This is a genomic window from Streptomyces sp. NPDC016562 (genome assembly GCF_043076955.1).
Taxonomy (GTDB): domain Bacteria; phylum Actinomycetota; class Actinomycetes; order Streptomycetales; family Streptomycetaceae; genus Streptomyces.
In genome coordinates this window covers 505,327-532,091 of the sequence record NZ_JBIBRZ010000004.1, presented here as the reverse complement: position 1 = coordinate 532,091, position 26,765 = coordinate 505,327, and the positions used below count along the sequence as shown (strand labels likewise).

Below are 26,765 nucleotides of genomic sequence, written 5' to 3'. Positions count from 1 at the left end.
GGATTGTCCGATCAGGCGGTAGCCGAATACCGGATCGAGGATCTGGCGCACCACAGCGGGGCGACGGTGCGCACGATCCGGGCGTACCAGGACCGCGGGCTGCTGCCGAAACCGGAGCGGCGCGGCCGCTCCAACGTCTACCGGGACACGCATCTGGCGCGGCTGCGCCAGATCGCGGACCTGCTGGACCGCGGCTACACCCTGGCCTCCATCAAGGAGCTGCTGGAGGCCTGGGACGCCGGGCGCGGGCTGGGCGGCGTCCTGGGCCTGGTCGCCGAGGTGCACGGGCCGTGGACCGACGAGGAGGCGGCCCGGATCAGCCGGGACGAGCTCAACGAACGCTTCGGCGGCCGGCCGGACGACGACGCGGTCGGCGAGGCCTGCGAGCTCGGGGTGCTGGAGCGGATCCCGGGCAGCCCGGACCAGTTCCTCGTGCCGTCGCCGCAGGAGCTGGCGGTGGCCGCCGAGCTGTACGCCGCCGGGGTCCCGCTGGCGGCCATCACGGGACATCTGCGCGAACTGCGCGGTCAGGTGGAGCACATCGCCTCGCGGTTCCTGGAGTTCACCACCGAGCACGTCTTCGCGCGCTACCTGGAGCAGGTGCCGCCCACGGACGCGGACGCGGCCGAGGCGGCGACGATGGTGCGGCGGCTGCGGCCGCTGGCCCAGCAGACCGTGGACGCCGAGCTGGCGCGGGCGATGCGGCTCTTCGCGACCCGGCACTTGCAGCGGCACCTGGGGGCGCCCGGGGCCCCGCAGCCGTCGGGCCCCTCTCCGGTGGCGCTGCCGGCCGGCACGGTACGGGCGGTGCAGGAGCTGGTGGGCTCCGAACACGTCGCGGAGTTCGTGCGGGCCGCGACGGAGCGGGAGCTGCAGGCCCGGACGATGAACGATCTGGCGCGCCGGGGCGAGCGGTAGCGCCGGGCGGTCGGTAGTCCACAGCGTCCACAGGGCGGATCACGCGTTTGCCGTCAAAACCCGCCCAAACGGCTGTGGACAAGTCCGGTTCGCCTGTGGGTAACAGGGGCGGGGTCTCAGCCAGCGGGACGACGTTGGGTCCCCGTGAGGTCTCAGCCCACCGCCTCGTACGCCTCCTTGGCGGGGGTCGCGCCGTCCACCGGACCGGCGTCGGCCAGGGCCGCCTCCGCGCGGGGAGTGCCGGACGCCCCGCTCCCGCTCGCCCCGTTCCCGTACAGGAAGGCGGCGAGGGCCAGGCCGAGGATCGCGCCGAGCAGCTGGGCGGCGACGAAGCCCGGCAGCGACTGCGGGGCGATGCCGGTGAAGGAATCGCTGAAGCTGCGCCCGATGGTGCCGGCCGGGTTGGCGAAGGAGCCGGAGGACGTGAACCAGATCGCGGCGGCGATGTACGCGGCCACCGCCGCCGGGATGAGCTTCGGCCGCCCGATCCGCTGCAGGCCCTGGATCAGGAGGACGAGACCGGTGGTGGCGACGACTTCACCGACGAGCAGGTGCCCGCCCTCGCGCACCTGGGTGGAGAAGGTGCCCGGGGCGCGGCCGAACATGGCGTCCGCCAGGAGCGCGCCGACGACGGCTCCCGCGGTCTGGGCGGCGCTGTAGACGAGAGCCTCCCGGCCGCGGAGTCCCTCACCGCCGGTCCGGCGGGCCCACCAGGAGGTGAGGGTGACCACCGGGTTGAGGTGGGCGCCCGACAGCGGGCCGAACAGGGTGATGACCAGCCCGAGGCCGACGGCCGAGGCGAGCGAGTTGGCCAGGAGCGCGACACCGGTGTCAGGGCTGAGCTCGGCGGCCTTGATGCCCGAGCCGATCACGACCGCGAGCAGGCCGGCGGTACCGATCAGCTCGGCAGCGGCACGGCGCGGCAGAGAGGTATGGGCTGTCATGGTTTCTCCCCCTGAACAGAAGTGGCAGCGGAAAATATATTCCGCATCTTGGAAGCGCGATAGGGGGTGTCCACGCCGTCGGCGGGCGGAAAATCCGTGCCGGAGGAGCGCGCGACCGGGCACGCTGGGGGTCATGGATGAAAGACGCACCGTCAAGGTGTCGAAGTACGTCTCGAAACACCTGCGGCACCAGCCGGAACGCATCGGACTGGTGCTCGATCCACAGGGCTGGGTGGAGATCGACGACCTTCTGCGCGCCGCCGCCGCGCACGGCTTCCCCTTCAGCCGCGCCGATCTCGACCACGTCGTCGCCGCCAACGACAAGCAGCGCTTCGCCGTCGAGGGAACGCGGATCCGGGCCAGCCAGGGGCACACGGTCGCCGTGGATCTGGGCCTTCCCGAGGCCGAACCGCCCTCGTACCTCTACCACGGCACCGTCGCCGCGGCCCTCGACGCGATCCGCGCCGAGGGCCTGCGTCCGATGGCCCGCCACCATGTGCACCTGTCCCCCGACCGGGAGACGGCGACCCGGGTCGGTGCGCGACGCGGCCGGCCGGTGGTGCTCAGCGTGGACGCCGGGGCGATGCGCGCGGCCGGGCACGTCTTTCGCATCAGCGCCAACGGGGTGTGGCTGGTGGACGCCGTACCGCCGGAGTTCCTGCGCTTCCCCTGACGCCCGCCCGCGGGCTCAGCCGTCGAGCTGGGCCAGGGCGTCGGTGGCGATCTTCTCGAAGACGGCCTCGTCGGCGGCGAAGTCCGAGTCCGGGATGGGCGCGTGGATGACGATCTCGGTGAAGCCCAGCTCGCGGTGGCGGCCGGCGAAGTCGACGAACGCGTCCAGCGACTCCAGCACGGAGTTGGCCTCGGGCGTGAAGCCCGTCAGAAGGATCTTCTCCATGGGCCCGGGCTCGCGCCCGATCTCCTCGAACGCCTTGTCGAGCCGTGCCAGCTGTCCGCGCAGGGCCTCACGCGACTGCTCGGGCGTGCCCTCGGCGAAGAGCTTCGGATCCCCGGTGGTCACCCAGGCCTGGCCGTGCCGGGCGGCGAGCCGCAGACCCCGCGGGCCGGTCGCCGCGATCGCGAACGGCAGCCGCGGCCGCTGCACACAGCCGGGGATGTTGCGGGCTTCCTCGGCGGAGTAGAAGGTGCCCTCGTGGCTCACCGAGCCCTCGGTCAGCAACCGGTCCAGCAGCGGCACGAATTCGGCGAAGCGGTCGGCGCGCTCCCGGGGGGACCAGGCCTCCTGGCCCAGCGCGGTCGCGTCGAAGCCGTTGCCGCCCGCGCCGATGCCCAGCGTGAACCGCCCGCCGGAGATGTCGTCCAGGCTCATCAGGTCCTTGGCCAGGGTCACCGGGTGGCGGAAGTTCGGCGAGGTGACGAGCGTGCCCAGCCGCAGTCGCTCGGTGGCGGCGGCCGCCGCCGTCAGCGTGGGGACCGCCCCGAACCAGGGCCCGTCACGGAAGGACCGCCAGGACAGGTGGTCGTAGGTGTAGGCGGTGTGGAAGCCCAGCTGCTCGGCGCGGAGCCACTGGTCGCGACCTCCCTCGTGCCATCGACGGACCGGGAGGATCACCGTGCTCAGACGCAGACTCATGCGTCGAGCGTACGGGGAGGCGATGTTTCACGTGAAACATCGTCTCCCCAGGGGGCGGAGCAAGCCCTGGGAAGCAGGGGAGCGGCCGAAGAGCGGCCAGGGAGCGTCGCCCCTGGTCGGGCCCTCCCCGGCCATGGGCGAAGATGGAGCAGTGACCTCGGCTCCCCAGTGCCCGGACGGGCCAATCCCCACGACCCGGCTCATCGCCACCGATCTCGACGGCACCCTGCTGCGCGACGACAAGACCGTCTCGCCGCGCACCATCGCCGCGCTCGCCGCCGCCGAGGAGGCCGGGATCGAGGTCTTCTTCGTCACCGGCCGGCCGGCCCGCTGGATGGACGTGGTCAGCGACCACGTCCACGGCCACGGGCTCGCGATCTGCGCCAACGGCGCGGCGGTCGTCGACTTGCATGCCGGACGGGAGTTCGTGCAGGTCAGGGCCCTCCAGCGGGGCATCGCACTCACGGTCGTCGAGGCTCTGCGGGCTGCGGCGCCCGGGACGTCCTTCGCGGTCGAGATGACCACCGGCATCAACTACGAGCCCGCCTACCCGCCGTTCTTCAAGGATCCGGGCGCCAGGGTCGCCACCGCCGAGAAGCTGCTCGCCGAGGACACGGACGACAACGCAGCGCCGGTACTCAAGCTGCTGGCACACCACGCCGAGCTCACCCCGGACGCGTTCCTGGCCCTGGCCCGCTCCGCCGCCGGCGCCTACGCGTCGATCACCCGCTCCAGTCCGACGGCCCTGCTGGAGATCAGCGGGCCGGGCGTCTCCAAGGCCAGCACCCTGGCACTGTGCTGCGCCGAGCGCGGCATCTCCCCCGAAGAGGTCGTCGCCTTCGGCGACATGCCGAACGACCTGGAAATGCTGACCTGGGCGGGCACCTCGTACGCGATGGGCAACGCGCACCCCGATGTGCTGGCGGCCGCGTCCGGCTGCACGGTCGCCAACAACGAGGACGGCGTCGCCCTGGTCATCGAGCGCATCCTGGCCGAACGCATCGCCCAGCGGCAGGCCTGAGCCACACCCGACGCGACACGGGGACCGGGACTAGAGCGGGGCCTCCCACACCAGGGTGGTCCCGCTGCCGTCCTCGCCGAGGCCCGGGCCGTACGAGCTCGCGCCGCCCAGTGCCTCGGCCCGTCGGCGCAGGTTCCGCAGCCCGCTGCGCCGGCCGCCCTCCGGGATGCCGACCCCGTCGTCGGCGACCTCCAGGCGCACCCCCGGCCGGCCGTCGGCGAGGGTGACGGTGCAGTCCACGACCACCTCGATCCGGGACGCGTCGGCGTGCCGGAAGGCATTGGACAGGGCCTCCCGCAGCGCGGCGATCAGGTTCTTGCCCACGAGGTCGCCGACGGCCGCGTCGATCGGGCCGAGGAAGCGGTGCGCGGGCTTGAAGCCGAGCGGCACGGCAGCCATGTTGATCTCCCGCAGCACCCGGGTCCGCAGCCCCGACGGGGCTTCCGCCGGGCCCTGCTGGAGGGCGAAGATCGCGGTGCGGATCTCCTGGATGGTCACGTCCAGCTCCTCCACGGCCTTGCCCACCCCGTCGCGGACCTCCGGGACGATGGAGCGGCGCTGGGCTCCCTCCAGCATCAGCCCGGTGGCGAACAGCCGCTGGATGACCAGGTCGTGCAGGTCACGGGCGATCCGGTCACGGTCCTCGAACACGGCGAGCCGCTCCCGGTCGCGCTGGGCCTCGGCCATCATCAGGGCGAGCGCGGCCTGCGAGGCGAACTGCGTGGCCAGGGTCCGCTCGGCCTCGCTGAACGGCCGCTCGCCGCGCGCCCGGGGGGTGACCAGCGCCCCCAGCACCCGCCCGCCGCTGTGCAGGGGCAGCATCATGCACGGCCCGTACTGGCTGGTCAGCTTGCTGGCCATGCGGGGGTCGCGGGCCGCGTCGTCCACGAAGACCGGCTCGCCGCGCAGCAGGCGGTCCACCACCGGGCTCTCGGCCGGGATCACCAGGCCGAGCGAGGTGGCCGGATTCTCGGCCGAGACGGCGACGATCTCCATGCCGCCCTCCTCGGCGGGCAGCAGGACGATCCCGGCGGCGGAGTCGGCGAGGTGGCGGGCCTGCTCGGCCACCACCGCGAGGGCGTCGTCGGCGTCACCGCCCGACAGGAGGGCGGTGGTGACGGCCACCGAGCCGTCGATCCAGCGCTCGCGCTGGGTGGCTGCCTCGTACAGCCGGGCGTTGCCGATGGCGATGCCCGCTTCGGTGGCCAGGACCCGGACCATGTGGACGTCGTAGTCGTTGAACTCGCCGCCGCCCTTCTTCTCGGCGAGGTACAGGTTGCCGAAGATCTCTCCCTGGACCCGGATGGGGACGCCGAGGAAGGTCTTCATGGGCGGGTGGTGCGCCGGGAAGCCCTCCGCGCGCGGGTCCTTCGTCAGGTCGGCGAGCCGGACCGTGTCGGGGTGCGAGATCAGTGCGCCGAGCAGGCCGCGCTTCCCGTCCGGACGGCTCCCGATCTTGTGGGCCAGCTCCGTGCTCATCCCGTACGTGACGAAGTCCGTGAGCCCGCGGCCTTCGGTGTCGACCACGCCGATCGCCGCGTACCGGGCGTCCGCGAGCTCGGCCGCGGTCTCGCAGATGCGGTCCAGGGTGGAGTGGAGTTCGAGGCCGGTACCGACCGACCGCATGGCTTCCAGCAGCTGCGGCACCCTGGCCGTCAGCTCGGTGGACAGTCCCTGCAGGCTCCTGGTGGCCTGGGCGGCGGCCACCAGGGGGTCCGGCGTCCCCGTCGAGGGACCCGAGACGGGATCCGAGACGGGATCCGGCACTTGCTGAGACCGCTGCGCTGACATGGCCTTGAGCCTAGTTAGTCCCCTTTGGACGGGAAAGCCGGCCACCGTCCAGGCGAGGTGCGCCGGCCCCCGTCCAGGCGGGAAAGCCGGCCACCCTCTAGGCGGGTACGCCGGCCACCGCACCGTCGGTCTCCCGCTCCCGCTCCAGCAGCCGTCGCAGCGGCCCCTCGGCCTCGGCCAGCTCCGCGTACGCGCCCCGCTGCACGACCTCGCCGCGCTCCAGCACGAGCACCTCGTCCACCGCCTCCAGCCCGGCGAGCCGGTGCGTGATCAGCACGGTGGTACGGCCCTCCGTCGCGGCCAGCAGATCCGCCGTCAGGGCGTCCGCCGTGGCCAGGTCCAGGTGCTCGGCCGGCTCGTCGAGGACCAGTACGGGGAAGTCCGCGAGCAGCGCCCGGGCCAGGGCGAGCCGCTGGCGCTGGCCGCCGGAGATCCGTTCCCCGTGTTCGCCGACGAGGGTGTCCAGCCCGTCGGGAAGGCCGTCCGCCCACTCCAGCAGCCGGGCCGCGGCCAGTGCCTCCCGCAGCTCCTGCTCGCTCGCGCCGGTCCTGGCGAGCCGCAGGTTCTCCCGGACCGAGCTGTCGAAGAGGTGCGCGTCCTGGGCGCACAGGCCCACCTGCGCGCGGACGTCGTCGCCGTCGAGCGCGCGTACGTCGGTCCCACCCAGGGTGTACGCGCCTTCGCGCGGGTCCAGGAAGCGGAGCAGGACCTGGGCCAGGGTGGTCTTGCCGGAGCCCGAGGGGCCGACGACGGCGACGCGGCGGCCGGCCTCCAGGGTCAGGTCGAGACCGCGCAGGGCGTCCCGTTCCTGGCCGGGGTGGCGGGCGGCGAGCCCCGTCAGCCGCAGCGGGAAGGGCGAGGCGGGGGCCGCGGCGGGGTGCTCCGGCTCGTCGACCGGGGCGGGTGCGTCGATGACCTCGTAGACCCGCTCGGCGCTACGGCGCACCCGCTGGCGGTACTGGACGGCGAGCGGGAGTCCGTTCACCGCCTCGAAGGCTGCGAGCGGGGTCAGGACCGCGACGGCCATGGCCACCCCGGACAGACGTCCCTCGTGGACGGCCGTCGCGGCGACGGCCGCGGCGGCCACGACGGTGAGGCCGCAGACGAGGGCGGACAGGCCGCCGCCCAGCCCGGCCGCGGCGGCGCCCCGCGCGGCGATGCGCGTCAGCAGGCCGTCGCTCTCCCGTGCCCGGCCCTTGCGGTCCTCCAGGGCGCCGGCCACGGTCAGCTCCGCGGTTCCGGTGAGCAGATCGGCCACCCGGGTGGCGAGTTCACCCCGCGCGGGGGCCAGCCTTCGCTCGGCACGTCGGGCGCAGGCCCCGCTGACCAGCGGCACCCCGACACCGGCGGCGAGCAGCCCGACGGCGAGTACGGCTCCGGCGCCGGGCAGCAGCCAGGTGGTGAAGGCGACCGAGCCGGCGCCCACGAGCACCGCGGTGGCGACGGGCAGCAGCCAGCGCAGCCAGTAGTCCTGCAACGCGTCGGCGTCGGCCACCAGACGGGTCAGCAGGTCCCCGCACCGGTGCTCGCGCAGCCCGGCGGGCGCGATGCGCTCCAGCCGCCGGTACACGGACACCCGCAGGTCGGCGAGCATCCGGAGCACGGCGTCGTGCGAGACGATCCGCTCGGCGTAGCGGAAGACGGCGCGGCCCAGCCCGAAGGCGCGGGTGGCGGTGACGGCCACCATCAGATAGAGCACGGGCGGCTGTTCGGAGGCCCTGGAGATCAGCCAGCCCGATACGGCCATCAGGCCGACGCTGCACCCGACGGCCAGCGCGCCGAGCAGCAGCCCGAGCCGGAACCGTCCCTGCCACGCGCGGGCCACGGCGCGCACCCGCCGCAGCGGATCGGCGCCGCCCGCATCGCTCCCGCCACCGGGCCGCAGCGGCTCCGGTGCGGTACCGAGGATCCACTCCCCGGCGCCGTGGGCCGGGGCACCGGCGGTGCGCGTCGGGCCGGGGGTGGCCGCGGGGCCGGGGAGGGGGCGGTCGGCGCGAGTCTGCGCCGCGCCGTCCCCCGCCGCCAGCGGGACCACCCGGCTGGCGACGGCGAGCAGCGCCGGCCGGTGCACGACCAGCAGCACGGTGCGCCCGACGGCCAGCCGGCGGACCGCGTCCACGACGCCCGCCTCGGTCTCGCCGTCCAGGGCCGCCGTCGGCTCGTCCAGCAGCAGGACGGGCCGGTCCGCCAGGAAAGCCCGCGCCAAGGCCAGGCGCTGGCGCTGGCCGGCGGACAGTCCCGCGCCGCCCTCGCCCAGCAGGGTGTCCGCCCCGCGCGGCAGGGCCGCCACGAAGTCCCCCGCCCCGGCGTCCTGCAACGCCGTGGCCACCTCGGCGTCGGACGCCGCCGGGCGGGCCAGCCGTACGTTCTCCGCGATGGTCCCGGCGAACAGGTGCGGCCGCTGCGGCACCCACGCGATCTGCTCGCGCCACTGCTCCGGCGACAGCTCCGCCAGGTCCACCCCCGCGATCCGTACGCGGCCGGCGGTGGGCGTCACGAACCCCAGCAGGACCTGGAGCAGGGTGGACTTGCCCGCCCCGCTCGGGCCGGTGAGGGCCACGCACTCCCCCGGACCGACCGTCAGGGAGACGGGCCGCGGCGATTCCGCGCCGCGGCCCTCGTGGCGGACCGCGACCCCGTCGATCTCGATCCGCAGGGGAGCGCCCGCCGGCAGCCGGGTGGCGCCGACCGGCCCCGCGACCGGGGTCTCCAGGACCTCGAAGATCTCCTCCGCGGCGGACAGTCCTTCCGCGGCCGCGTGGTACTGCGCCCCCACCTGCCGCAGCGGCAGGTAGGCCTCGGGCGCCAGGATCAGGATGACCAGTCCGGTGTAGAGGTCCAGTTCGCCGTGGACCAGTCGCATGCCGATGGTCACGGCCACCAGCGCCACCGACAGGGTCGCCAGCAGCTCCAGCGCGAAGGAGGAGAGGAAGGCGATGCGCAGGGTCCGCATCGTCGCGCGCCGGTAGTCGTCGGTGATCTTGCGGATCGATTCGGCCTGCGCCTTGGCCCGGCCGAAGACCTTCAGGGTGGGAAGCCCCGCCACCACGTCGAGGAAGTGCCCCGACAGCCGCGACAGCAGCCGCCACTGGCGGTCCATACGGGACTGGGTGGCCATGCCGATCAGGATCATGAACACCGGGATGAGGGGCAGCGTGACCACGATGATGGCCGCCGACACCCAGTCCTCGGTGACGATACGGGCGAGCACCGCCACCGGCACGACCACCGCGAGCCCCAGCTGGGGCAGGTAGCGGGAGAAGTAGTCGTCGAGCGCGTCCACGCCCCGAGTGGCCAGTGCCACCAGCGAGCCCGTTCCCCGACGGTCGAGCCGCCCGGGCCCGAGGTCCGCGGCCCGGTCCAGCAGCCGGCTCCGCAGCTGCGACTTGACCGCCGCGCTGGCGCGGTGCGCGGCCAGTTCCGTCAGCCAGGCGATCAGGCCGCGCCCCAGCGCCACCGCCGCGAGCAGCAGCAGCGGCGTCCGCAGCCCTTCGGCGCCCAGCCCCTCCTCGAAGGCACCGACCACGATCTCGGCGATCAGCATCGCCTGACCGACGACCAGCCCCGCCCCGGCCAGCCCCAGGGCCACCACCGCCGCCAGGAAGAGGCGGGTGGAACGGGCGTATCGGAGCAGGCGCGGGTCGATCGGTTTCACGTGAAACATCCCCTCGGCAGGGTCAGTCAGGTCAGGCAAGGCGGGGTCGGGCGGGTCAGGTCAGGCGGGCAGCATCCGGCGGGGCCGGACAGCGGAGCCCGGGAGCCCGGTTCAGTGCGCGTCCGCGATGTGCTGCGTACCGATCCGCTTGCGGAACACCCAGTACGTCCAGCCCTGGTAGAGCAGGACGAGCGGGGTGGCCACGGCCGCGAGCCAGGTCATGATCTTCAGGGTGTACGGGCTGGACGAGGCGTTGGTGACCGTGAGGTTCCAGGCGTCGTCCAGCGAGGACGGCATGACGTTCGGGAAGAGCGTCAGGAAGAGCATCGCGACGGCCGCCGCGATGGTGACCCCGGACAGGGCGAACGACCAGCCCTCGCGGCCCGCCAGGTTGAAGCCGAGGGCCCCCACCAGCGCGAGCACGGCGACGCCCATGGCGACCAGGCTCTTGGCGTCGCCGCGGGTGAACTGGGTCCAGGTCAGGAAGACCAGGGCCAGCACGGCGGCGGCCGCACCCAGCCGGGTGGCCAGCTTCCGCGAGCGCTCCCGGATGTCACCCACGGTCTTGAGCGAGACGAAGACCGCGCCGTGGAAGGTGAACAGCGTGAGGGTGACCAGGCCGCCGAGGAGCGCGTAGGGGTTGAGCAGGTCGAGCACGGAGCCGACGTACTCCTTGTTCTGGTCGATCTTCACGCCGCGCACGATGTTGCCGAAGGCCACGCCCCACAGGAACGCGGGGATCAGCGAGGTCCAGAAGATCGCGTGTTCCCAGTTGGTCTGCCAGCGGTCCTCGGGCCGCTTGTGCCGGTACTCGAAGGCGACACCGCGGATGATCAGGCAGACCAGGATGAGCAGCAGCGGCAGGTAGAAGCCGGAGAAGAGGGTGGCGTACCAGTCGGGGAAGGCGGCGAAGGTGGCACCGCCCGCGGTGAGCAGCCAGACCTCGTTGCCGTCCCACACGGGCCCGATCGTGTTGATCAGGACCCGCTTCTCCTTGCGGTCGCGGGCGAGCAGCTTGGTCAGGACGCCGACCCCGAAGTCGAAGCCCTCCAGGAAGAAGTAGCCGGTCCACAGGACGGCGATGAGTACGAACCAGACGTCGTGGAGTTGCATGGTGTGGTCTCCTCAGCCTCAGTACGAGAAGGCCATCGGCCGGTCGGAATTCTTGTCGTCCCCGCCGATCTTGGTGGGCGGGTTGAGGTCGGCCTCGGTGAGCTCGGGCGGTCCGGCCTTGACGTACGTGACGAGGAGCTTGACCTCGATGACCGCGAGTACGGCGTAGAGCAGGGTGAAACCGATCATCGAGGTGAGCACCTCGCCCTGAGAGACGTGCGGCGAGACCGCGTCCCGGGTCCGCAGGACTCCGTAGACCACCCACGGCTGGCGGCCCATCTCGGTGAAGATCCAGCCCCAGGAGTTGGCGATGAGCGGGAAGCCCATGGTCCACAGGGCGACGATCCAGTACAGGGTGGCGAACTTCGGGCTCAGCGCCTTCTTGAAGAGGACCAGGTTCGGCACCTCGCTCTCCCCGGTGCGCAGGCCGGGCGGCAGCATGAACTTCTTGCGGGTCAGCCAGAGGCCCAGGACGCCGATGCCGAGCGAGGCCATGCCGAAGCCGATCATCCAGCGGAAGCCCCAGTAGGCGACCGGGATGTTGGGCCGGTAGTCCCCGGGCCCGAACTTCTCCTGCTCGGCCTTGTTGACGTCGTTGATCCCCGGGACGAACGAGGTGAAGTCGTCGTTCGCCAGGAAGGACAGAACGCCCGGGATTTCGATGGCGACCTTGTTGTGGCCCTTCTCGACGTCGCCGTAGGCGAAGACGGAGAAGGGGGCCGGCGCCTCGCCGTCCCAGAGCGCCTCGGCGGCGGCCATCTTCATCGGCTGCTGCTTGAACATGACCTTGCCGAGCAGGTCGCCGCTGATGGCGGTGCCCATGCCGGCGATGATCATGACGACCAGGCCGAGCCGCAGGGAGCTGCGCATCACGGGGACGTGCCTCTTGCGCGCGAGGTGGAAGGCGGCGATGCCGACCATGAACGCGCCGCCGACCAGGAAGGCGGCCGTGATGGTGTGGAAGAACTGGGTGAGCGCGGTGTTCTGGGTGAGCACGAGCCAGAAGTCGGTGAGCTCGGCCCGGCCCCGCTCCTCGTTGATGCGGTATCCGACCGGGTGCTGCATCCAGGAATTGGCCGCCAGGATGAAGTACGCGGACAGGATGGTGCCGATCGACACCATCCATATGCAGGCCAGGTGGATCCTCTTCGGCAGCTTGTCCCAGCCGAAGATCCACAGCCCGATGAAGGTGGACTCGAAGAAGAACGCGATCAACGCTTCGAAGGCCAGGGGGGCTCCGAAGATGTCACCGACGAATCGCGAGTAGTCGGACCAGTTCATTCCGAACTGGAACTCCTGGACGATGCCGGTGACGACGCCCATCGCGATATTGATCAAGAAGAGCTTTCCCCAGAACTTCGTGGCTCCGAGGTACTTCTCCTTCCCGGTGCGCACCCATGCGGTCTGGAGGCCCGCGGTGAGGGCGGCGAGCGAGATCGTCAGGGGTACGAAGAGGAAGTGATAGACGGTGGTGATGCCGAACTGCCAGCGCGCCAGAGTCTCCGGCGCCAAAGCTAGATCCACGTCCTCGTCTCCTTCGCGTCGCCGTGGTCACAGCGGCAAGTGCCTGGTGTGTCCCACTCAATCCGGGAGAAAGCAGGACACGCTTGTGAACGCGTTCACATTCACAAGCATTATGGCGCACCGCTTCCGCCGCCCTTCAGGCGGGGTACCCCTCTAGCCAATTAATTCAACAGATTGTTGAATACGGCTCATGAAGATTCGAATCTCCTGGCCTGCGGGCCACCTCACCGCGACCCTCGACGAGACCCCGACCAGCAAGGCCCTGGCCGAGGCCCTGCCGATCTCCGCCTCCGCCCACACCTGGGGCGAGGAGGTCTACTTCGACACCGGCGTCAGCGTGGCCCTCGAACACGACGCCCGGCAGGTCGTCGAGCCCGGCACGGTCGCCTTCTGGACCGAGGGCGACGCCCTCGCGCTGCCCTACGGCCCCACGCCCATCTCACGCGGGGGCGAGAGCCGCCTGGCGAGCCCGTGCAACGTGCTCGGCTCGCTCGACGGCGACCCCCGCCTGCTGTCCACCGTCCGCGACGGCGACCCCGTCCGCGTGGAGCGGGCGTAACACCTGTAACGCCCTCACCGCGGGCGGCCCCGCGCCCCGGCTCCAGCTCGCCTACAGCTCCTTGAAGAGCTACAGCTCCTTGAAGAACGCCTCCGCCGTGTGCAGGAAGAGGTCGTTCGCCTCGGTCTCACCGATCGTGACCCGCAGGCCCTCGCCCGCGAAGGGCCGGACCACCACACCGGCCTTCTCGCAGGCCGCCGCGAAGTCGGCCGTGCGCTCCCCCAGCCGCATCCACACGAAGTTCGCCTGCGTGTCCGGCACGTTCCAGCCCTGCGCGAGCAGCGTCTCGTGGACCCGCGTGCGCTCGCACACCAGCGCCCCCACCCGGCCCATCAGCTCGTCCTCGGCACGCAGCGAGGCCACGGCCGCGTCCTGCGCGAGCTGGCTGACGCCGAAGGGAACCGCCGTCTTGCGCAGCGCCGCGGCCACCGGCTCGTGCGCCACCGCGAAGCCGACCCGCAGGCCCGCGAGCCCGTACGCCTTGGAGAACGTACGCAGCACCGCCACGTTGGGGCGGGTGCGGTAGAGCTCGATGCCGTCCGGCACGTCCGTGTCGCGCACGAACTCGCGGTACGCCTCGTCCAGGACCACCAGGATGTCCGAGGGCACCTGGTCCAGGAAGCGCTCCAGCTCCGCGCGGCGCACGGCGGTGCCGGTGGGGTTGTTCGGGTTGCAGACGAAGATCAGCCGGGTCCGCTCGGTGATCGCCGCGAGCATGGCGTCCAGGTCGTGCACGTCCCCCTCGGTCAGCGGCACCTGCACGGACGTGGCGCCCGAGATCTGCACGATGATCGGGTACGCCTCGAAGGACCGCCAGGCGTAGATGACCTCGTCGCCCGGGCCGGCCGTCGACTGGATCAGCGACTGGGCCACACCCACCGAGCCGGTGCCGGTGGCCACGTGGTCCGCCGGCACGCCGAACCGCTCCGCGAGCTCGTTCACGAGACCGGTGCAGGCCATGTCGGGGTACCGGTTGAAGCTGCCGGCGGCCGCGACGGCGCTCTCCAGCACCCCGTGCAGGGGCGGGTACGGGTTCTCGTTCGAAGACAGCTTGTACGCGACGGGACCTCCCGCGGCAGCCGGCTTGCCGGGCTTGTATGTCGGAATGCCGTCCAGCTCGGCGCGCAGCTTCGGGCTCTTCTCGCTCACCGCAGGTCCTCCTCGACCGTCCCGTACGACGTCGCCGTCGACTCAATACTGCTCACCTTATGAGGATTCCGCTCTCCCGAGAATGGGGGCGCCTGGAATGCGGGGGAGCGCGCGCATATATGCGCGCGCCGGTGGCCTGCGCCGTGGCGCGCATCCCCCGTGCAGGTGAGTTGAGACCAGTCCGAGACCACACCGTTTTGGCATGCCCGGACCCGCCGACAAGCTCCACCACCCCCTCAAGCGACCAAATTCCTTTATTTCCAAGGTCATTGGGGGTGGCGGACCATGCAGAACCGTGCCTGTCAACGGGTGCATATGCACCCGGACCACCCCGCCCCCCGAGCCCTACTATCGGCTCGCCATGACAGCAGCAGGGAAGCATCAGGTGAGCCGGACCGAGACCACCCGGCGGGCCGCCGGCCGACAGAGCCGGGCAGGCATCAGGGACGTGGCCGCTGCGGCGGGCGTCTCCATCACAACCGTCTCCGACGCGCTCAATGGCAAGGGACGGCTGCCCGACGCCACCCGCCGCCACGTCCGCGAGGTGGCCGACCGTCTGGGCTACCGCCCGTCGGCCGCCGCCCGCACCCTCCGTACCGGCAAGTCCGGCCTCATCGGCCTGACCGTGACGACGTACGGGGATGAACCTTTCACCTTCACCGAATTCGCCTACTTCGCCGAGATGGCCAGAGCGGCCACCTCCGCCGCGCTCGCCCGCGGCTACGCCCTCGTCATCCTCCCCGCCACCTCCCGACACGACGTGTGGTCCAACGTCGCCCTCGACGGCACCGTCGTCATCGACCCCTCCGACCACGATCCCGTCGTCACCGAACTGGTCCGCCAGGGCCTGCCCGTGGTCTCCGACGGCCGCCCGGCAGGCACCCTCCCCGTCACCGCCTGGGTCGACAACGATCACGAGGCCGCCGTACTGGGCCTGCTCGACCACCTCGCCGCCGCGGGCGCCCGCCGGATCGGGCTGCTCACCGGCACCACCACCGACACCTACACCCGCCTCTCCACGACCGCCTACCTCGACTGGTGCGCGCGCGTCGGCCAGGACCCCGTCTACGAGTCCTACCCCGCCCACGATCCGTGCGCCGGCGCCGTCGCCGCCGACCGGCTCCTCGCCCGCCCCGACCGTCCCGACGCCGTCTACGGGCTCTTCGACCCCAACGGCACCGACCTGCTCGCCGCCGCCCGGCGCTACGGCCTGCGCGTCCCCGAGGACCTGCTGCTCGTGTGCTGCAGCGAGTCCACCGTCTACGCCAACACCGAACCGCCGATCACCACCCTGTCCCTCAAACCGCGCCGCATCGGCACCGCCGTCGTGCAGCTGCTGATCGACGCGATCGAGGGAGTGGACACCGGGCGCCCCGTCGAACAGGTCGTCCCGACCGAGCTCATCATCCGCACCTCGTCCCAGCGCAGGCAGCCCCGTACGACCGTCAGTCCCCCCCGTTCACCGGCCCAGGACTGACCGCCAGACCGTCCGGTCGGCTTGGCCGACGGCCCGGCCGAGGATTTCAGCAGCACCGATATCGGTAGAAAGCGGTAGGAACGATCGGCTCCGCCTACGATTCACCACCCCTGGTGCGTCACAGAGCGCGAGCCGCATTCCTATGATGGGCGCACGACATCACAGGCCCTCCTCTCCAGAGGTCAGGAGGGTCCGCAGATGTACGGCAGCGCGACGGTGGTGGAGGGGTCGATGACTCAGGGGGCCGGTCAGGGACCCGCGATGCGGACGGAGACGCTGCGGGACTTCCGGGTTCCAGTCACCGAACCCGCCCCGTACGCCGTATCCACCGGACATCCCGGCGAAGTCCCCGTGTACGGCGAGTACCCGGCGTACTACGGCGACGGCGCGCCGCCGGCGCCCGCCACCGCCCAGGCCCCGGAGGACGACGGCCTCGACGGCTACACCCCGACCTACCGCGACCTGCCCGTCATCGGACGCGGCGCGGCCGGCGGCCCGGGCGACACCGTGCAGGTCCAGTACGTCCCCCAGGAGGCCCCGGCGACGGCCGGTCCCGGTCCGCTCTACGTCGTCGGCGACGTCCACGGCTACCTGGACGAGCTCGTCGCCGAGCTCCAGGCCCAGGGCCTGATCGACGCGGAACGCCGCTGGTCGGCCGGCAACGCCCGGCTCTGGTTCCTCGGCGACTTCACCGACCGCGGCCCCGACGGCATCGGCGTCATCGACCTCGTCATGCGGCTGTCCGCCGAGGCCGCCGCCGCAGGCGGCTACTGCAAGGCCCTGATGGGCAACCACGAACTGCTGCTGATCGGAGCGAAGCGGTTCGGCGACACCCCGGTCGTCTCCGGCGCCGGCACCGCCACCTTCCAGGCCGCCTGGCTGCTGAACGGCGGCCAGCGCACCGACATGGAGCGCCTGCAGGACGTCCACCTCCAGTGGATGTCCCGCCTGGACGCGGCCGTCCTGGAGGAAGGCCACCTGCTGCTGCACTCCGACACCACGGCCTACCTCGACTACGGCGACTCCATCGAGGACGTCAACGACACCATCCACGAGCTCCTCAACCGGGGCGACGCCGACATCACCTGGGACCTCTTCCGCAAGTTCACCAAGCGGTTCGCCTTCCGCGACGAGGACAGCGGCCCGCAGGCCGTGCGCGAGCTGCTCGACACGTACGGCGGCACCCGTGTCGTACACGGCCACAGCCCCATCCCGTACCTGCTCGGCGAAGTGGGCACCGAGGACGGCGACGAGACGCGCGGCCCGGCCGTGGACGGCCCGCACGTCTACGCGGAGGGGCTCGCCATCGCGATGGACGGCGGAGTGACGATGGCCGGCAAACTGCTTGTCGTACAACTGCCGTTGAGCGACTGAGAGCTTACGCAGAGGGGTATTTCCAGAAAGCCCCTGTCACGGCGTGGTGTGGGCGCTCTACCATCGCTCTATCCGTAGCAGGCTCTCCTCCGTTTGTGCCGGCGCCCGGGTCTACGCGGGCATACCGGCTTGTACGGAGCATCGGGGGATGCACATGACCAGCGCTCCGCACCTGCTGACCGAAGACCGGCCGGAGTTCGACCGGCTCCTCGACGAGGCGCTGCGCACCGCGCAGGACCGGCCCGAACTCGCCACCCTGGGCGAACGGCTGAACGCCGAACAGTTGCGCACGATGGCCCAGGGCGCCAGCGCCCTGCTGGCGGCCGCCGCCGCGGCCGAGTACGACCACTACGTGAAGGTCCGCGAGGAACGGCGCGACGGGGCCTTGTCCGCACCCGGTGCGACGGGGGACGAGTACGGGGAGCAGGGCGGCGGCGGTGGCGCGGGCGTCAGCGCCGTGGTCGCGGTCCTCGCGCCGGTCCTGGCGGGCACCGCCATGCTGATCTTCCTGCTCGTGGGCTACAGCCTGAAGATGATCGAGCCCGAACCGGCTTTCGCCGAGACGATGCTGACGGCGGGTTGGCTGTTCGGCGGTCTCACGGTGGCCGCCCTGATCTTCGCCGTGATCGGGCTGCTGGTGACGGCGGTGCGCAACAGCGCGACCGAGGTGGCGGCGGACGAGACCGAGGCGATACCCGACGACGTGGCGCGGGCCCGCGAGGCCTGGCGGCACGCACTGCTGGAGCGCGGCATCATGCCGTTCCTCCGGGACGCGCTAGCCGATCCCAGTGCGGGGACGGCGTATCCGACCCCCCGCACGCCGGGGGCCGGGCGCATCCCCAGTCTGGGATACTCCCGGCCCGATTTCACCAGTCCGGGATCCCCCTCCGAGGGACCCCGACCCGGCTACACACCTCCGGACTTCACGAGTCCGGACTTCGGCGGCCCGGAACGCGGGCCTGAGTGACTACTTCCGGTTGCGCACCGGCGGCGGACCGTCCGCGCCGCGGACCGGGGTGGTGAGCTCGTTCCACTCCGTCGCGCAGTCGAGGACGAAGCCGACGGTGGGGGACGGGTCCTGCTCCACGTCGCAGGTCAGCTCCCAGACTTCGCCGCGGCGGGTCAGCGTCTGGATGGAGACACCCCCCGCGGCGTTGGTCTGCGCGGCGATGGAGATCGCGCAGGCGTCCCTCGGGAAGTCGGTCTCGGTGTCCGTCAGGTCGTACCAGAGGAAGGGCGTCGGGGCGTTCGCACCCGTGAGGTCCCGGATGCCGGCGTACGCGACACCGTTGCTGAGGACGGCCTTGAGGTCCGTGGCGGCGTTCGGCCGGTAGGCGTCGACGTCGCTGCACGGGCCGGGGTCACCCTTCGGACCCCGCGGGCCGGTCGGACCCGTCGGGCCCTGGCAGCCCTCGTCGCCGCCACCACCGCGGGGACCGGCCTGGTCGGCCTTCCGCGGGTCGTAGTCGTCGCGCTCGTCCGAGCACTTGCCTCCGTTCACGGTGCTCACCGTGGTGACCGTCTGCGCCGCCTGCGCACCCTGCGGGCTGGCGAAGGCGGGGCCGGAGATGCCCGTCATGACCAGGGCAAGCGATGCGAGGGTGCCACCAGCCAGCCAGCCGCTGCGCCGGGGCAGCGGACCAAGGGTTGACCTGGTGTTGTTCTCGGGGCTCATAAACGCCGCTCCTTCTCGAAACCGGATCGAACGATGCGTGATGGGGCCATGGGGGCCACCTCGGTCATCGTGGGGATCGCTGTCGCGCGTGACGCGACGCCTCGCGGAGAAGTCCACTTATCGGACCAACGGGGCGGCCCGTCCGGCCCCCACGGCCGCGCGTGAGGACAGGCCCACACGCCGGGGGCCGGCCGCATCCCCGTGGGAGACACGCCCGGCCCGCACGTGAGCTGCAGTGCCTGCCTCTAGGGGAGGCGGTTGCGGCCGGCTCCGCGCATCAGGTCTTCCTTGAAGCCCTTGCCGCGCAGGGTGGCGGGAGTGGGGGGCGGAAGGAGCTCGACCCACCCCTCGTCCCAGGTGAAGCTGGTGCCGTTGGTGTCACCGTGCGTCTGGTAGACGCGGCCGTCGGTGGTCAGCACCCGGATGTAGGAGTTGGTCCCCTGGTCGACGATCGCGATGCCACAGGCGGTGCCAGTGGGGTATCCCGGATTGTCCGCGTCGGTGAGGTCCTGCCATACGGGCGCACCTCCGGCCGTGCTCGTGCGGCCGGCGTAGGCGATGCCGTTCGTGAGGGCGGCGCTGAACGTCACGGTGGCCGAACGGGCGATGCTGTCGACGGAGTTGCAGCCCGGGCCGGTGGCGCCGGTGGCGCCCGTGGCACCCGTCGCGCCGATGGCGCCGTCCAGGCCGTTCAGACCGTCCGCGCCGGTGGCGCCCGTAGCGCCGGTGGCACCCGTGGCTCCGGTCGCGCCGGTCGCGCCGGTCGCACCGGTCGCACCGGTCGCACCGGGCAGACCGTCCGTACCCGTGGCCCCCGTGGCGCCGGTCGCACCGGTCGCACCGGTCGCACCCGTGGCACCTGTCGCGCCCGTGGCGCCCGTGGCGCCGTCAGCGCCCGTCGCACCCGTCGCACCCGTGGCACCCGTGGCACCCGTCGCACCCCTGGGACCCGTCGCACCCGTGGCACCCGTGGCGCCAGGGCCGCCCTGCTCGCACCTGTCGTCCCCGACCGGCGCGCCGGCCTGCATGTCCTCGCCCCTCGGGTCTTCGTCCGGGTTGTAGTCCGGGTTGTTCTCCGGATCCTCGTCCGGGTTGTAGGCCGGATCCTCATCCGGGTTGTGGTGGTGCTGGTGCGGGGGGCAGTGGTTCACCCCGGTGGGGCTCGCCGCGTTGACCCTCGCGGCCGACTGGATCGACTCAGCCGTGGCGAAGACCGGGCTGGCGACGCCCACCATCACCAGGGCAAGTGAGGCGAGCGTGCCACCGGCCAGCCAGCCGCTGCGCCGTGGCAGCGGACCGAGGGTTGACCTGGACCTGTTGTCGGGGCTCATACCACTCCTTCTCGAAACGGGATCGCACGATGTCCGGGTCCTCCCGGACCACCTCGGTCATCGTGTGGATCACCGCCGCGTGTGACGGAAGGCCTCACTCATAAGTCCACTTATCGGACGAGTAGCGCCACGCCAATGGCCCTCGTACCGTGCCGGACTCCGCCCGTCCCCCGCCCCCGCGGTCGAGCTTCCTTGCACGGCATTACCCGGATGCCTACGGTCGCCCCAAGGTCATTTTCATCACTACAGTGGATGGGAACCTTGAAATCAACGGTCTGCCTGAACATGATCGTCAAGAATGAGGCCCCGGTCATCCGGCGCTGCCTCGAATCGGTACGCCCATTGATCGACACCTGGGTGATCGTGGACACCGGTTCGACGGACGGAACCCAGGAGATCATCCGGGAATTCTTCAGCGATCTTCCCGGTGTTCTGCACGAGCGGCCGTGGAAGGGATTCGACGGCAGCCGCAACGAGGCGATCGAACTCGCCCGCCCCACCGCCGACTACCTGCTGTTCCTCGACGCCGACGACATGATGGAGGCACCGCCCGGCTTTCAGATGCCGGAGCTGACGCTCGACGCCTATGGCGTCGCCGTGCACCACCGGCCCGTCATCCATTGGCGGCCCGCTCTGGTCTCCACCCGATTGCCGTGGAAATACGTCGGCGTACTCCACGAGTACCTCGACTGCGAGGAGCGGTTCAGCCAGGGAACCCTCGAAGGCGCCCATATCCTCGTCGTCGGCGGCGGATCGCGCCTCGGGGAAGGCGGTGAGCGGGAGAAATACCTGCGGGACGCGGAGATCCTCCGGCAGGGGCTGATCAAGGAACCCGACAATGCCCGTTACGCGTTCTACCTGGCGCAGAGCTGGCGCGACGCGGGAGAGCCGGAGAAGTCCCTCACCGCCTACGACCTCCGGGCCGGCATGGGCGGCTTCGCCGAGGAGGCCTTCTGCGCCCGGCTCTACGCGGCACGGCTCGCGGCCCGTCTCAAGAGGCCGCCGGCCGAGGTGATGGACCGCTACCTGCGCGCGCACGAGAGCCGACCCTCACGCGCCGAGGCGCTGGGCGATCTCGCCCGCCTCTGCCGCAACGAGGGCCGCTGGCCGCTCGCGTACATGTTCGCCCGGCAGGCGGTGCGGATCCCGCGCCCCGACGACATCCTGTTCGTCGAGTTCGACTGGTACGAGTGGCGGGCGCTCGACGAACTCGCGGTCGCCGCCTACTGGGTCGGCGCCTACCAGGAGTCCCTGGACTGCTGCGAGCGCCTCCTCCAGTCGGACGCGCTTCCTGAGACCCAGCGCGAACGGATCGCCGAGAACCTCGCGTTCTCGCGGGCCAAGCTGGGCCCGGACTACCGGGTCGTCGCCTGACCGGCGTACGAAAGCCCGACCGCCGGCGTACGGAGACCAGACGGCCGGCGTACTGCGAACCAGACCGCCGGCCCACGCCGGACCGGCCCGCTCCTCCCCCCTCGGGTGCGGGCCGGTCCTGTTCGCGTGTGGCTCAGTCGGCCAGCGGCAGGTAGACCCGGTTGCCGGAGGCCGCGAACTCGGCGGACTTCTCCGCCATGCCCGCCTGGATCTCGTCGGCCCTCAGGTCCCCGCCGTGCTCACGGCGGATGTCCTGCGAGATCTTCATCGAGCAGAACTTCGGACCGCACATGGAGCAGAAGTGCGCGGTCTTGGCCGGCTCGGCGGGCAGGGTCTCGTCGTGGAACTCGCGGGCCGTGTCCGGGTCCAGGGCCAGGTTGAACTGGTCCTCCCAGCGGAACTCGAACCGCGCGTCCGACAGCGCGTCGTCCCACTCCTGGGCACCGGGGTGCCCCTTGGCCAGGTCCGCGGCGTGCGCGGCGATCTTGTAGGTGATCACGCCGGTCTTCACGTCGTCCCGGTTGGGCAGGCCCAGGTGCTCCTTGGGCGTGACGTAGCAGAGCATCGCGGTGCCCCACCAGGCGATCATCGCGGCGCCGATGCCCGAGGTGATGTGGTCGTACGCGGGCGCGACGTCCGTGGTGAGCGGGCCGAGCGTGTAGAACGGCGCCTCCTCGCAGATCTCCTGCTGGAGGTCGATGTTCTCCTTGATCTTGTGCATCGGGACGTGGCCCGGGCCCTCGATCATGGTCTGGACGTTGTGGCGCTTGGCGATCGTGTTCAGCTCGCCGAGCGTCTTGAGCTCCGCGAACTGCGCCGCGTCGTTGGCGTCCGCGATGGAGCCGGGGCGCAGGCCGTCGCCGAGCGAGTACGTGACGTCGTAGGACGCCAGGATCTCGCAGAGCTCCTCGAAGTTCGTGTAAAGGAAGTTCTCCTTGTGGTGCGCCAGGCACCAGGCGGCCATGATCGAGCCACCGCGCGAGACGATGCCGGTCTTGCGGCGGGCGGTCAGCGGCACGTAGGGCAGCAGCACGCCGGCGTGGACCGTCATGTAGTCGACGCCCTGCTCGGCCTGCTCGATGACCGTGTCCTTGTAGATATCCCAGGTCAGGTCCTCGGCGCGGCCGTCGACCTTCTCCAGCGCCTGGTACAGCGGCACGGTGCCGATGGGGACGGGCGAGTTGCGCAGGACCCACTCGCGGGTGGTGTGGATGTTGCGGCCCGTCGAGAGGTCCATGACCGTGTCGGCGCCCCACTTGGTCGCCCAGGTCATCTTGTCGACCTCCTCCTCGATGGAGGAGGTGACGGCCGAGTTGCCGATGTTGGCGTTGACCTTCACCAGGAACCGCTTGCCGATGATCATCGGCTCGATCTCGGGGTGGTTCACGTTCGCCGGAAGCACGGCCCGGCCCGCGGCGATCTCCTCGCGCACGACCTCGGGGGAGACGTTCTCGCGGATCGCGACGTACTCCATCTCCGGGGTGATCTCACCCCGGCGGGCGTACGCGAGCTGCGTGACGGCGGCGCCGCCACGGCCGCGGCGGGGCTGGCGCGGGCGGCCCGGGAAGACCGCGTCGAGGTTCTTCAGCCCGCCGCGCGGCGAGGTGTGCTTGATGCCGTCGTCCTCGGGGCGCACGGGACGGCCCGCGTACTCCTCGGTGTCACCGCGGCCGATGATCCAGTTCTCGCGCAGCGGTGCGAGGCCGCGGCGCACGTCGGTCTCGATCTGCGGGTCGGTGTACGGCCCGGACGTGTCGTACAGCGTCACGTCCTTGCCGTTGGTGAGGTGGACCTGGCGGACCGGCACCCGGAGGTCGGGGCGGGAGCCCGCCACGTATCCCTTGTGCCAGCCCGGCTGGCGCTCGGTCTGGCCGTCGGCGTCCTGGCTGACGGCAGGCGTGCGTGCGTCGTCCTGAATGGTCATGAGACCTGATCTCCCTACGCCGGCATTACCCGGTAACAGGTTCGGCGGTCGACGCAGCCTCTTCCCGTACGCATCCGTGATGCGCGTACGGTGATCAGCGTCCTCTCAGCCCGGTGCTCCGAGCTCCCGCGTTGTGCAAAGTAGCCCCCACGCTAGCGTCATCCATGGCGTGCTGAACAGTGGGCCCCCTCATCTCTTGCGATGATCTGCTGGTGACGACTTCGCCGCAGCCCCCCACCGATCCCACCGAGCCCGCTGGCCACACCGGCCACGAGCACCCAGGTCCCGGGCACGGAAACGGGCACGGGCACGGGCATGCTCACGGGCACAGCCATGGTCACGGCCCAGCGGCTCCGGTGTCGAAGCACCTGCGCAAGGTCATCGCGGCCGTACTGATCCCCTTCGCCACCGCCGTCTTCGTCGGCATGGCCGTCCTCTGGCCCGGCGGCGCCCCCGCCCACGAGCGCACGGGGGTCGGCTTCGACCGGCAGACCCAGCAGGGCAAGGTCGTCTCGCTCGCACAGGTCGACTGCAAATCAGTGAACGCCGCGCAGGTGCCGCCGACGGGCGACACCTCCACCCCCGAGGGGCGTGAGGCGCAGGCCGCGCAGACCGGGGAGTGCAAGAAGGCCACCATCGAGATCGGCAGCGGCCCGGAGAAGGGCCGCACCTTCGTGGAGATCGTCCAGCCGGGCGCCCCCCGGCAGTTGACGGACGGCCAGGAGGTGGTCGTGGCGTACGCGCCGGACGCCCCGCGCGACCTCCAGTACTCGGTGATCGACGTGAACCGCAAGTTCCCGATGGCGCTGCTGGCCGGCATCTTCGCCCTCGCCGTCGTGCTCGTCGGGCGGATGCGCGGGCTGTTCGCACTGATCGCGCTGGTCGTCAGCTTCGGCGTGCTGACGCTCTTCATCCTCCCGGCCATCCTGCAGGGCTCGAACCCGCTGGTCGTGGCGGTGATCGGCGCGAGCGCCATCATGCTGATCGCGCTCTACATGTGCCACGGCCTGACGGCCCGTACCTCGGTCGCCGTGCTCGGCACGCTCGTCTCGCTGCTGCTGATCGGGCTGCTGGGCTCGCTGTTCATCGGCTGGGCGTCCCTCAGCGGCAACACCGACGACAACACCGGACTGATCCACGGTCTCTACCCGGACATCGACATGAGCGGTCTGCTGCTCGCCGGTGTGATCATCGGATCCCTGGGCGTGCTCGACGATGTGACGGTCACCCAGACGTCGGCGGTGTGGGAACTCCACCAGGCCGACCCGTCGATGGGGCCGCGCGGACTGTACCGGGCGGCCATCCGGATCGGACGCGACCACATCGCCTCGGTGGTCAACACCCTGGTGCTCGCCTACGCGGGCGCCGCTCTGCCGCTTCTCCTGCTGTTCTCGATCGCGAACAGCAGCATGGGTTCGGTGGCCAACAGCGAGCTGGTGGCGGAGGAGATCGTACGGACCCTCGTGGGCTCGATCGGCCTCGTGGCCTCCGTCCCGGTGACCACGGCGCTCGCCGCGCTGGTGGTCTCCGCCGACCGGCCGGGATCCCCGGCCGCCGGGCCGGCCGCGGGGCCGGTACGCGGGGGCCGGGGCCGGCGGCGCAAGCGCTGAGGGCTGCGCGAGGGCAGGGGGCGGCGGTCCGGGAGCGGCGGCCGGGGGCGGCAGCCGGGGGCGGTGGCTGTGCGCGGCGGGGTCAGCCGGCGTTCTGCTCGTTCTGCCGCGACGCGGCCAGGATCTTGTCGAGCGCTTCGTCGAGGTTCTCCTCGAAGTCGCCGAGGTTCCGCTCCTGACCGAGCGGAACGATCCGGTCGGTGCGGTCGAGGAACGCGACGAGCGGCGCCGCGCTGGCGCGGAACAGGGCCCGGTCGCTTCCGACCTGGAGCCGGATGTGGACGTCCGAGAGGTCCTCGGGATCGGTGGGCGCGATGTGCACGTCGCCGTCACCGCACGGCTTGTTGATGCCGTCCAGGAGGAGTTCCCGGCCGAACGCCCAGGTCACGGGCGCATCCCCGGGAAGGTGGAAGGTCAGGCGGACCGCGTACGGATCACGGGCGTCGTACCGGAGTTCTACCGGAATTCTGAACGAGAGCTCCTCGGAAACGAGAAAGCTCATCATGACCTCTGCCTGTACCGACTCGCGCATTGCCTACCCCGCTGTAGTGGAAGTGGCCAGGAATGTCCCCCAGGGACCTCTTGACAAGAGTGGTGGAAGCGCTAGCAGATCACAAGGAGTGAGTTTTCAGATACTGATAGAGAACGAGAGGGTGCTCAACAGCGCGCCTACTTCACTCCGTAGTCGATTGACTACATAGAGCAATCGCTCTTGCTCGTGCAGGGGGAGAGAAATGGCCATCGTTGCGGCGGTATCGCCCGCTGTGATGGGGATCGCCGCGCAGACCGTGCCAAGCGCATATTCCTGACGCTCGATTACTGGCTGCATTCGCCCCAGGGCCCCGATCCGGCGCTCCAGGGACCGTTGGTCCCGCACGGTATAAGGGGTGACGGCCTCGACCGGGTGGCGGTCGTAATGGTCCTTGCGCGTCTTCTCGTCGAGCTGGCCGAGCAGGCACTGCCCGATGGCGTGCGCGTGGCCGGTCGCGCGGAAATCGGCCCACTCCTCGCAGGCCGGACGGGACGGGGTGTCCGAGACGCCCACGACCTCGATCTCACCCTCGCGGTAGACCGCGAAGTAGACGGGGGCCCCGACCGCGTCGCGGAAGTGCGCGAGGGAGTCGAGGATCATGCTGCGACGTTTCTGCTGAAGCCCCCCACCGGCGAGACGCCACGCGGCGGCGCCCAGGACGAAGACTCCGCCCTCCCGGCGCAGATAGCCCTCGTGCGTCAGGGTGCGGAGCAGGTGGTACGCGGTGGGAAGCGGGAGCCCGGCCTCGCGCGCCAGCTGTTTGGCCGGAGCTCCCTCGCTATGGGACCCCGCTGCTTCGAGCAGTCTCAGTGCCCTTTGCACCGAACCGATCAGGGTCGGCACACCGGCATTGGGAACCGAAGCCAAAGCTCACCCCCAGGTGTGGCGGCGAACCGGTGGGGCCCGCCCTGCGGGGGCCGCCCCCGCGTATGCCGTGGCTCCTGGGGGTCGTGCTCGGTCGACTGGTCAAGACAACCGCAGGTCAGAGCGGTGTTATCGGGCTCAGAGCGGTGTTACCGGGCTTGCGGTGCCCAGGGGATCGGCACAGATTGGGACTCTATCGGCCGATTCCCGAGGCGTGATCCGTTTAGCGGCTCATGTTCGCTCATCTGGCTTAATCCCGGAAGAGCCCGGCTGGTCCCCGTACGCCCCTCTTACGCCCCATACACCTCTTACACCGCTTGCACCTCTTGGGTTCCT

Annotated in this window: 21 protein-coding genes and 1 riboswitch; of the genes, 9 read left to right on the top strand and 12 right to left on the bottom strand. The window is 71.1% G+C overall.

The window, feature by feature from the left end; translation table 11 throughout:
* Nucleotides 1-3: 3 nt before the first annotated feature.
* Nucleotides 4-918: a MerR family transcriptional regulator gene (locus ACF059_RS20945; protein ID WP_361940022.1), complete on the top strand. Its 915-nt coding sequence runs from the start codon at nt 4-6 to the stop codon at nt 916-918.
* Nucleotides 919-1,070: 152 nt separating this feature from the next.
* On the opposite strand, the gene ACF059_RS20940 is transcribed toward ACF059_RS20945, so the two are convergent.
* Nucleotides 1,071-1,862 (bottom strand): aquaporin, encoded by a 792-nt coding sequence (locus tag ACF059_RS20940; protein ID WP_392059243.1) that lies wholly within the window; start codon nt 1,860-1,862, stop codon nt 1,071-1,073.
* 133 nt (nt 1,863-1,995) lie between these two features.
* Here ACF059_RS20940 and ACF059_RS20935 point away from each other — a divergent pair, with 133 nt between their 5' ends.
* Nucleotides 1,996-2,535 carry an RNA 2'-phosphotransferase gene (locus ACF059_RS20935; RefSeq protein ID WP_392059240.1) on the top strand — a complete coding sequence of 180 codons (540 nt, stop codon included), beginning with the start codon at nt 1,996-1,998 and terminating at the stop codon, nt 2,533-2,535.
* A 15-nt stretch (nt 2,536-2,550) separates the two neighbouring features.
* On the opposite strand, the gene ACF059_RS20930 is transcribed toward ACF059_RS20935, so the two are convergent.
* The gene (locus ACF059_RS20930) at nt 2,551-3,456 is read right to left on the bottom strand and encodes an LLM class flavin-dependent oxidoreductase (protein ID WP_366866139.1); all 906 of its coding nucleotides are present in this window, start codon (nt 3,454-3,456) and stop codon (nt 2,551-2,553) included.
* 133 nt (nt 3,457-3,589) lie between these two features.
* Between ACF059_RS20930 and ACF059_RS20925 the strand changes: the two genes are divergently transcribed.
* Nucleotides 3,590-4,477, top strand: a complete 888-nt coding sequence (locus ACF059_RS20925) for a Cof-type HAD-IIB family hydrolase (protein ID WP_392059237.1) — start codon at nt 3,590-3,592, stop codon at nt 4,475-4,477.
* A 30-nt stretch (nt 4,478-4,507) separates the two neighbouring features.
* On the opposite strand, the gene ACF059_RS20920 is transcribed toward ACF059_RS20925, so the two are convergent.
* The 4 genes from ACF059_RS20920 to ACF059_RS20905 form a co-directional block, all read right to left on the bottom strand.
* On the bottom strand, nt 4,508-6,268 hold the full coding sequence (locus tag ACF059_RS20920) for a GAF domain-containing sensor histidine kinase (RefSeq protein ID WP_392059234.1): 1,761 nt from the start codon (nt 6,266-6,268) through the stop codon (nt 4,508-4,510).
* Nucleotides 6,269-6,365: 97 nt separating this feature from the next.
* Nucleotides 6,366-9,923 (bottom strand): thiol reductant ABC exporter subunit CydD, encoded by a 3,558-nt coding sequence (cydD, locus tag ACF059_RS20915; RefSeq protein WP_392059231.1) that lies wholly within the window; start codon nt 9,921-9,923, stop codon nt 6,366-6,368.
* Between the two features lie 111 nt (nt 9,924-10,034).
* Nucleotides 10,035-11,036: a cytochrome d ubiquinol oxidase subunit II gene (cydB, locus tag ACF059_RS20910; protein WP_392059228.1), complete on the bottom strand. Its 1,002-nt coding sequence runs from the start codon at nt 11,034-11,036 to the stop codon at nt 10,035-10,037.
* An 18-nt stretch (nt 11,037-11,054) separates the two neighbouring features.
* Nucleotides 11,055-12,560, bottom strand: a complete 1,506-nt coding sequence (locus ACF059_RS20905) for a cytochrome ubiquinol oxidase subunit I (RefSeq protein WP_392059226.1) — start codon at nt 12,558-12,560, stop codon at nt 11,055-11,057.
* Nucleotides 12,561-12,750: 190 nt separating this feature from the next.
* On the opposite strand from ACF059_RS20905, the gene ACF059_RS20900 reads away from it, so the two are divergent.
* Nucleotides 12,751-13,119 carry a cyclophilin-like fold protein gene (locus ACF059_RS20900; protein WP_392059223.1) on the top strand — a complete coding sequence of 123 codons (369 nt, stop codon included), beginning with the start codon at nt 12,751-12,753 and terminating at the stop codon, nt 13,117-13,119.
* Between the two features lie 69 nt (nt 13,120-13,188).
* On the opposite strand, the gene hisC is transcribed toward ACF059_RS20900, so the two are convergent.
* Nucleotides 13,189-14,268, bottom strand: a complete 1,080-nt coding sequence (gene hisC, locus ACF059_RS20895; protein WP_360900259.1) for a histidinol-phosphate transaminase — start codon at nt 14,266-14,268, stop codon at nt 13,189-13,191.
* A 361-nt stretch (nt 14,269-14,629) separates the two neighbouring features.
* On the opposite strand from hisC, the gene ACF059_RS20890 reads away from it, so the two are divergent.
* The 3 genes from ACF059_RS20890 to ACF059_RS20880 all read left to right on the top strand — a co-directional run bounded on the left by ACF059_RS20890 (nt 14,630) and on the right by ACF059_RS20880 (nt 18,086).
* Complete coding sequence (locus tag ACF059_RS20890) at nt 14,630-15,745, top strand: LacI family DNA-binding transcriptional regulator (protein WP_360900262.1); 1,116 nt, start codon at nt 14,630-14,632, stop codon at nt 15,743-15,745.
* Nucleotides 15,746-15,961: 216 nt separating this feature from the next.
* Nucleotides 15,962-17,119 carry a metallophosphoesterase gene (locus tag ACF059_RS20885; RefSeq protein WP_392059558.1) on the top strand — a complete coding sequence of 386 codons (1,158 nt, stop codon included), beginning with the start codon at nt 15,962-15,964 and terminating at the stop codon, nt 17,117-17,119.
* Between the two features lie 148 nt (nt 17,120-17,267).
* Nucleotides 17,268-18,086, top strand: a complete 819-nt coding sequence (locus ACF059_RS20880; protein WP_392059219.1) for a hypothetical protein — start codon at nt 17,268-17,270, stop codon at nt 18,084-18,086.
* Here ACF059_RS20880 and ACF059_RS20875 read toward each other — a convergent pair whose 3' ends face one another.
* Both ACF059_RS20875 and ACF059_RS20870 read right to left on the bottom strand, forming a co-directional pair.
* Nucleotides 18,087-18,794 carry a hypothetical protein gene (locus tag ACF059_RS20875; RefSeq protein ID WP_392059216.1) on the bottom strand — a complete coding sequence of 236 codons (708 nt, stop codon included), beginning with the start codon at nt 18,792-18,794 and terminating at the stop codon, nt 18,087-18,089. It lies immediately after the preceding gene.
* A 245-nt stretch (nt 18,795-19,039) separates the two neighbouring features.
* On the bottom strand, nt 19,040-20,125 hold the full coding sequence (locus tag ACF059_RS20870; protein ID WP_392059214.1) for a hypothetical protein: 1,086 nt from the start codon (nt 20,123-20,125) through the stop codon (nt 19,040-19,042).
* Between the two features lie 285 nt (nt 20,126-20,410).
* Here ACF059_RS20870 and ACF059_RS20865 point away from each other — a divergent pair, with 285 nt between their 5' ends.
* The gene (locus ACF059_RS20865) at nt 20,411-21,499 is read left to right on the top strand and encodes a glycosyltransferase (RefSeq protein WP_392059211.1); all 1,089 of its coding nucleotides are present in this window, start codon (nt 20,411-20,413) and stop codon (nt 21,497-21,499) included.
* Nucleotides 21,500-21,632: 133 nt separating this feature from the next.
* Here the strand turns inward: ACF059_RS20865 and thiC are convergent, their stop codons facing one another.
* Nucleotides 21,633-23,423 carry a phosphomethylpyrimidine synthase ThiC gene (gene thiC, locus ACF059_RS20860; protein WP_392059208.1) on the bottom strand — a complete coding sequence of 597 codons (1,791 nt, stop codon included), beginning with the start codon at nt 23,421-23,423 and terminating at the stop codon, nt 21,633-21,635.
* A riboswitch (TPP riboswitch) is annotated at nt 23,418-23,563 on the bottom strand. It overlaps the preceding gene by 6 nt.
* 39 nt (nt 23,564-23,602) lie before the next feature.
* On the opposite strand from thiC, the gene ACF059_RS20855 reads away from it, so the two are divergent.
* Nucleotides 23,603-25,033, top strand: a complete 1,431-nt coding sequence (locus tag ACF059_RS20855; RefSeq protein ID WP_392059205.1) for a YibE/F family protein — start codon at nt 23,603-23,605, stop codon at nt 25,031-25,033.
* An 82-nt stretch (nt 25,034-25,115) separates the two neighbouring features.
* On the opposite strand, the gene ACF059_RS20850 is transcribed toward ACF059_RS20855, so the two are convergent.
* Nucleotides 25,116-25,565, bottom strand: coding sequence for an SsgA family sporulation/cell division regulator (locus tag ACF059_RS20850; RefSeq protein ID WP_360902700.1), 450 nt, complete (start codon nt 25,563-25,565; stop codon nt 25,116-25,118).
* Nucleotides 25,566-25,661: 96 nt separating this feature from the next.
* On the bottom strand, nt 25,662-26,408 hold the full coding sequence (locus tag ACF059_RS20845) for an IclR family transcriptional regulator (protein ID WP_392059202.1): 747 nt from the start codon (nt 26,406-26,408) through the stop codon (nt 25,662-25,664).
* Nucleotides 26,409-26,765 lie beyond the last annotated feature (357 nt).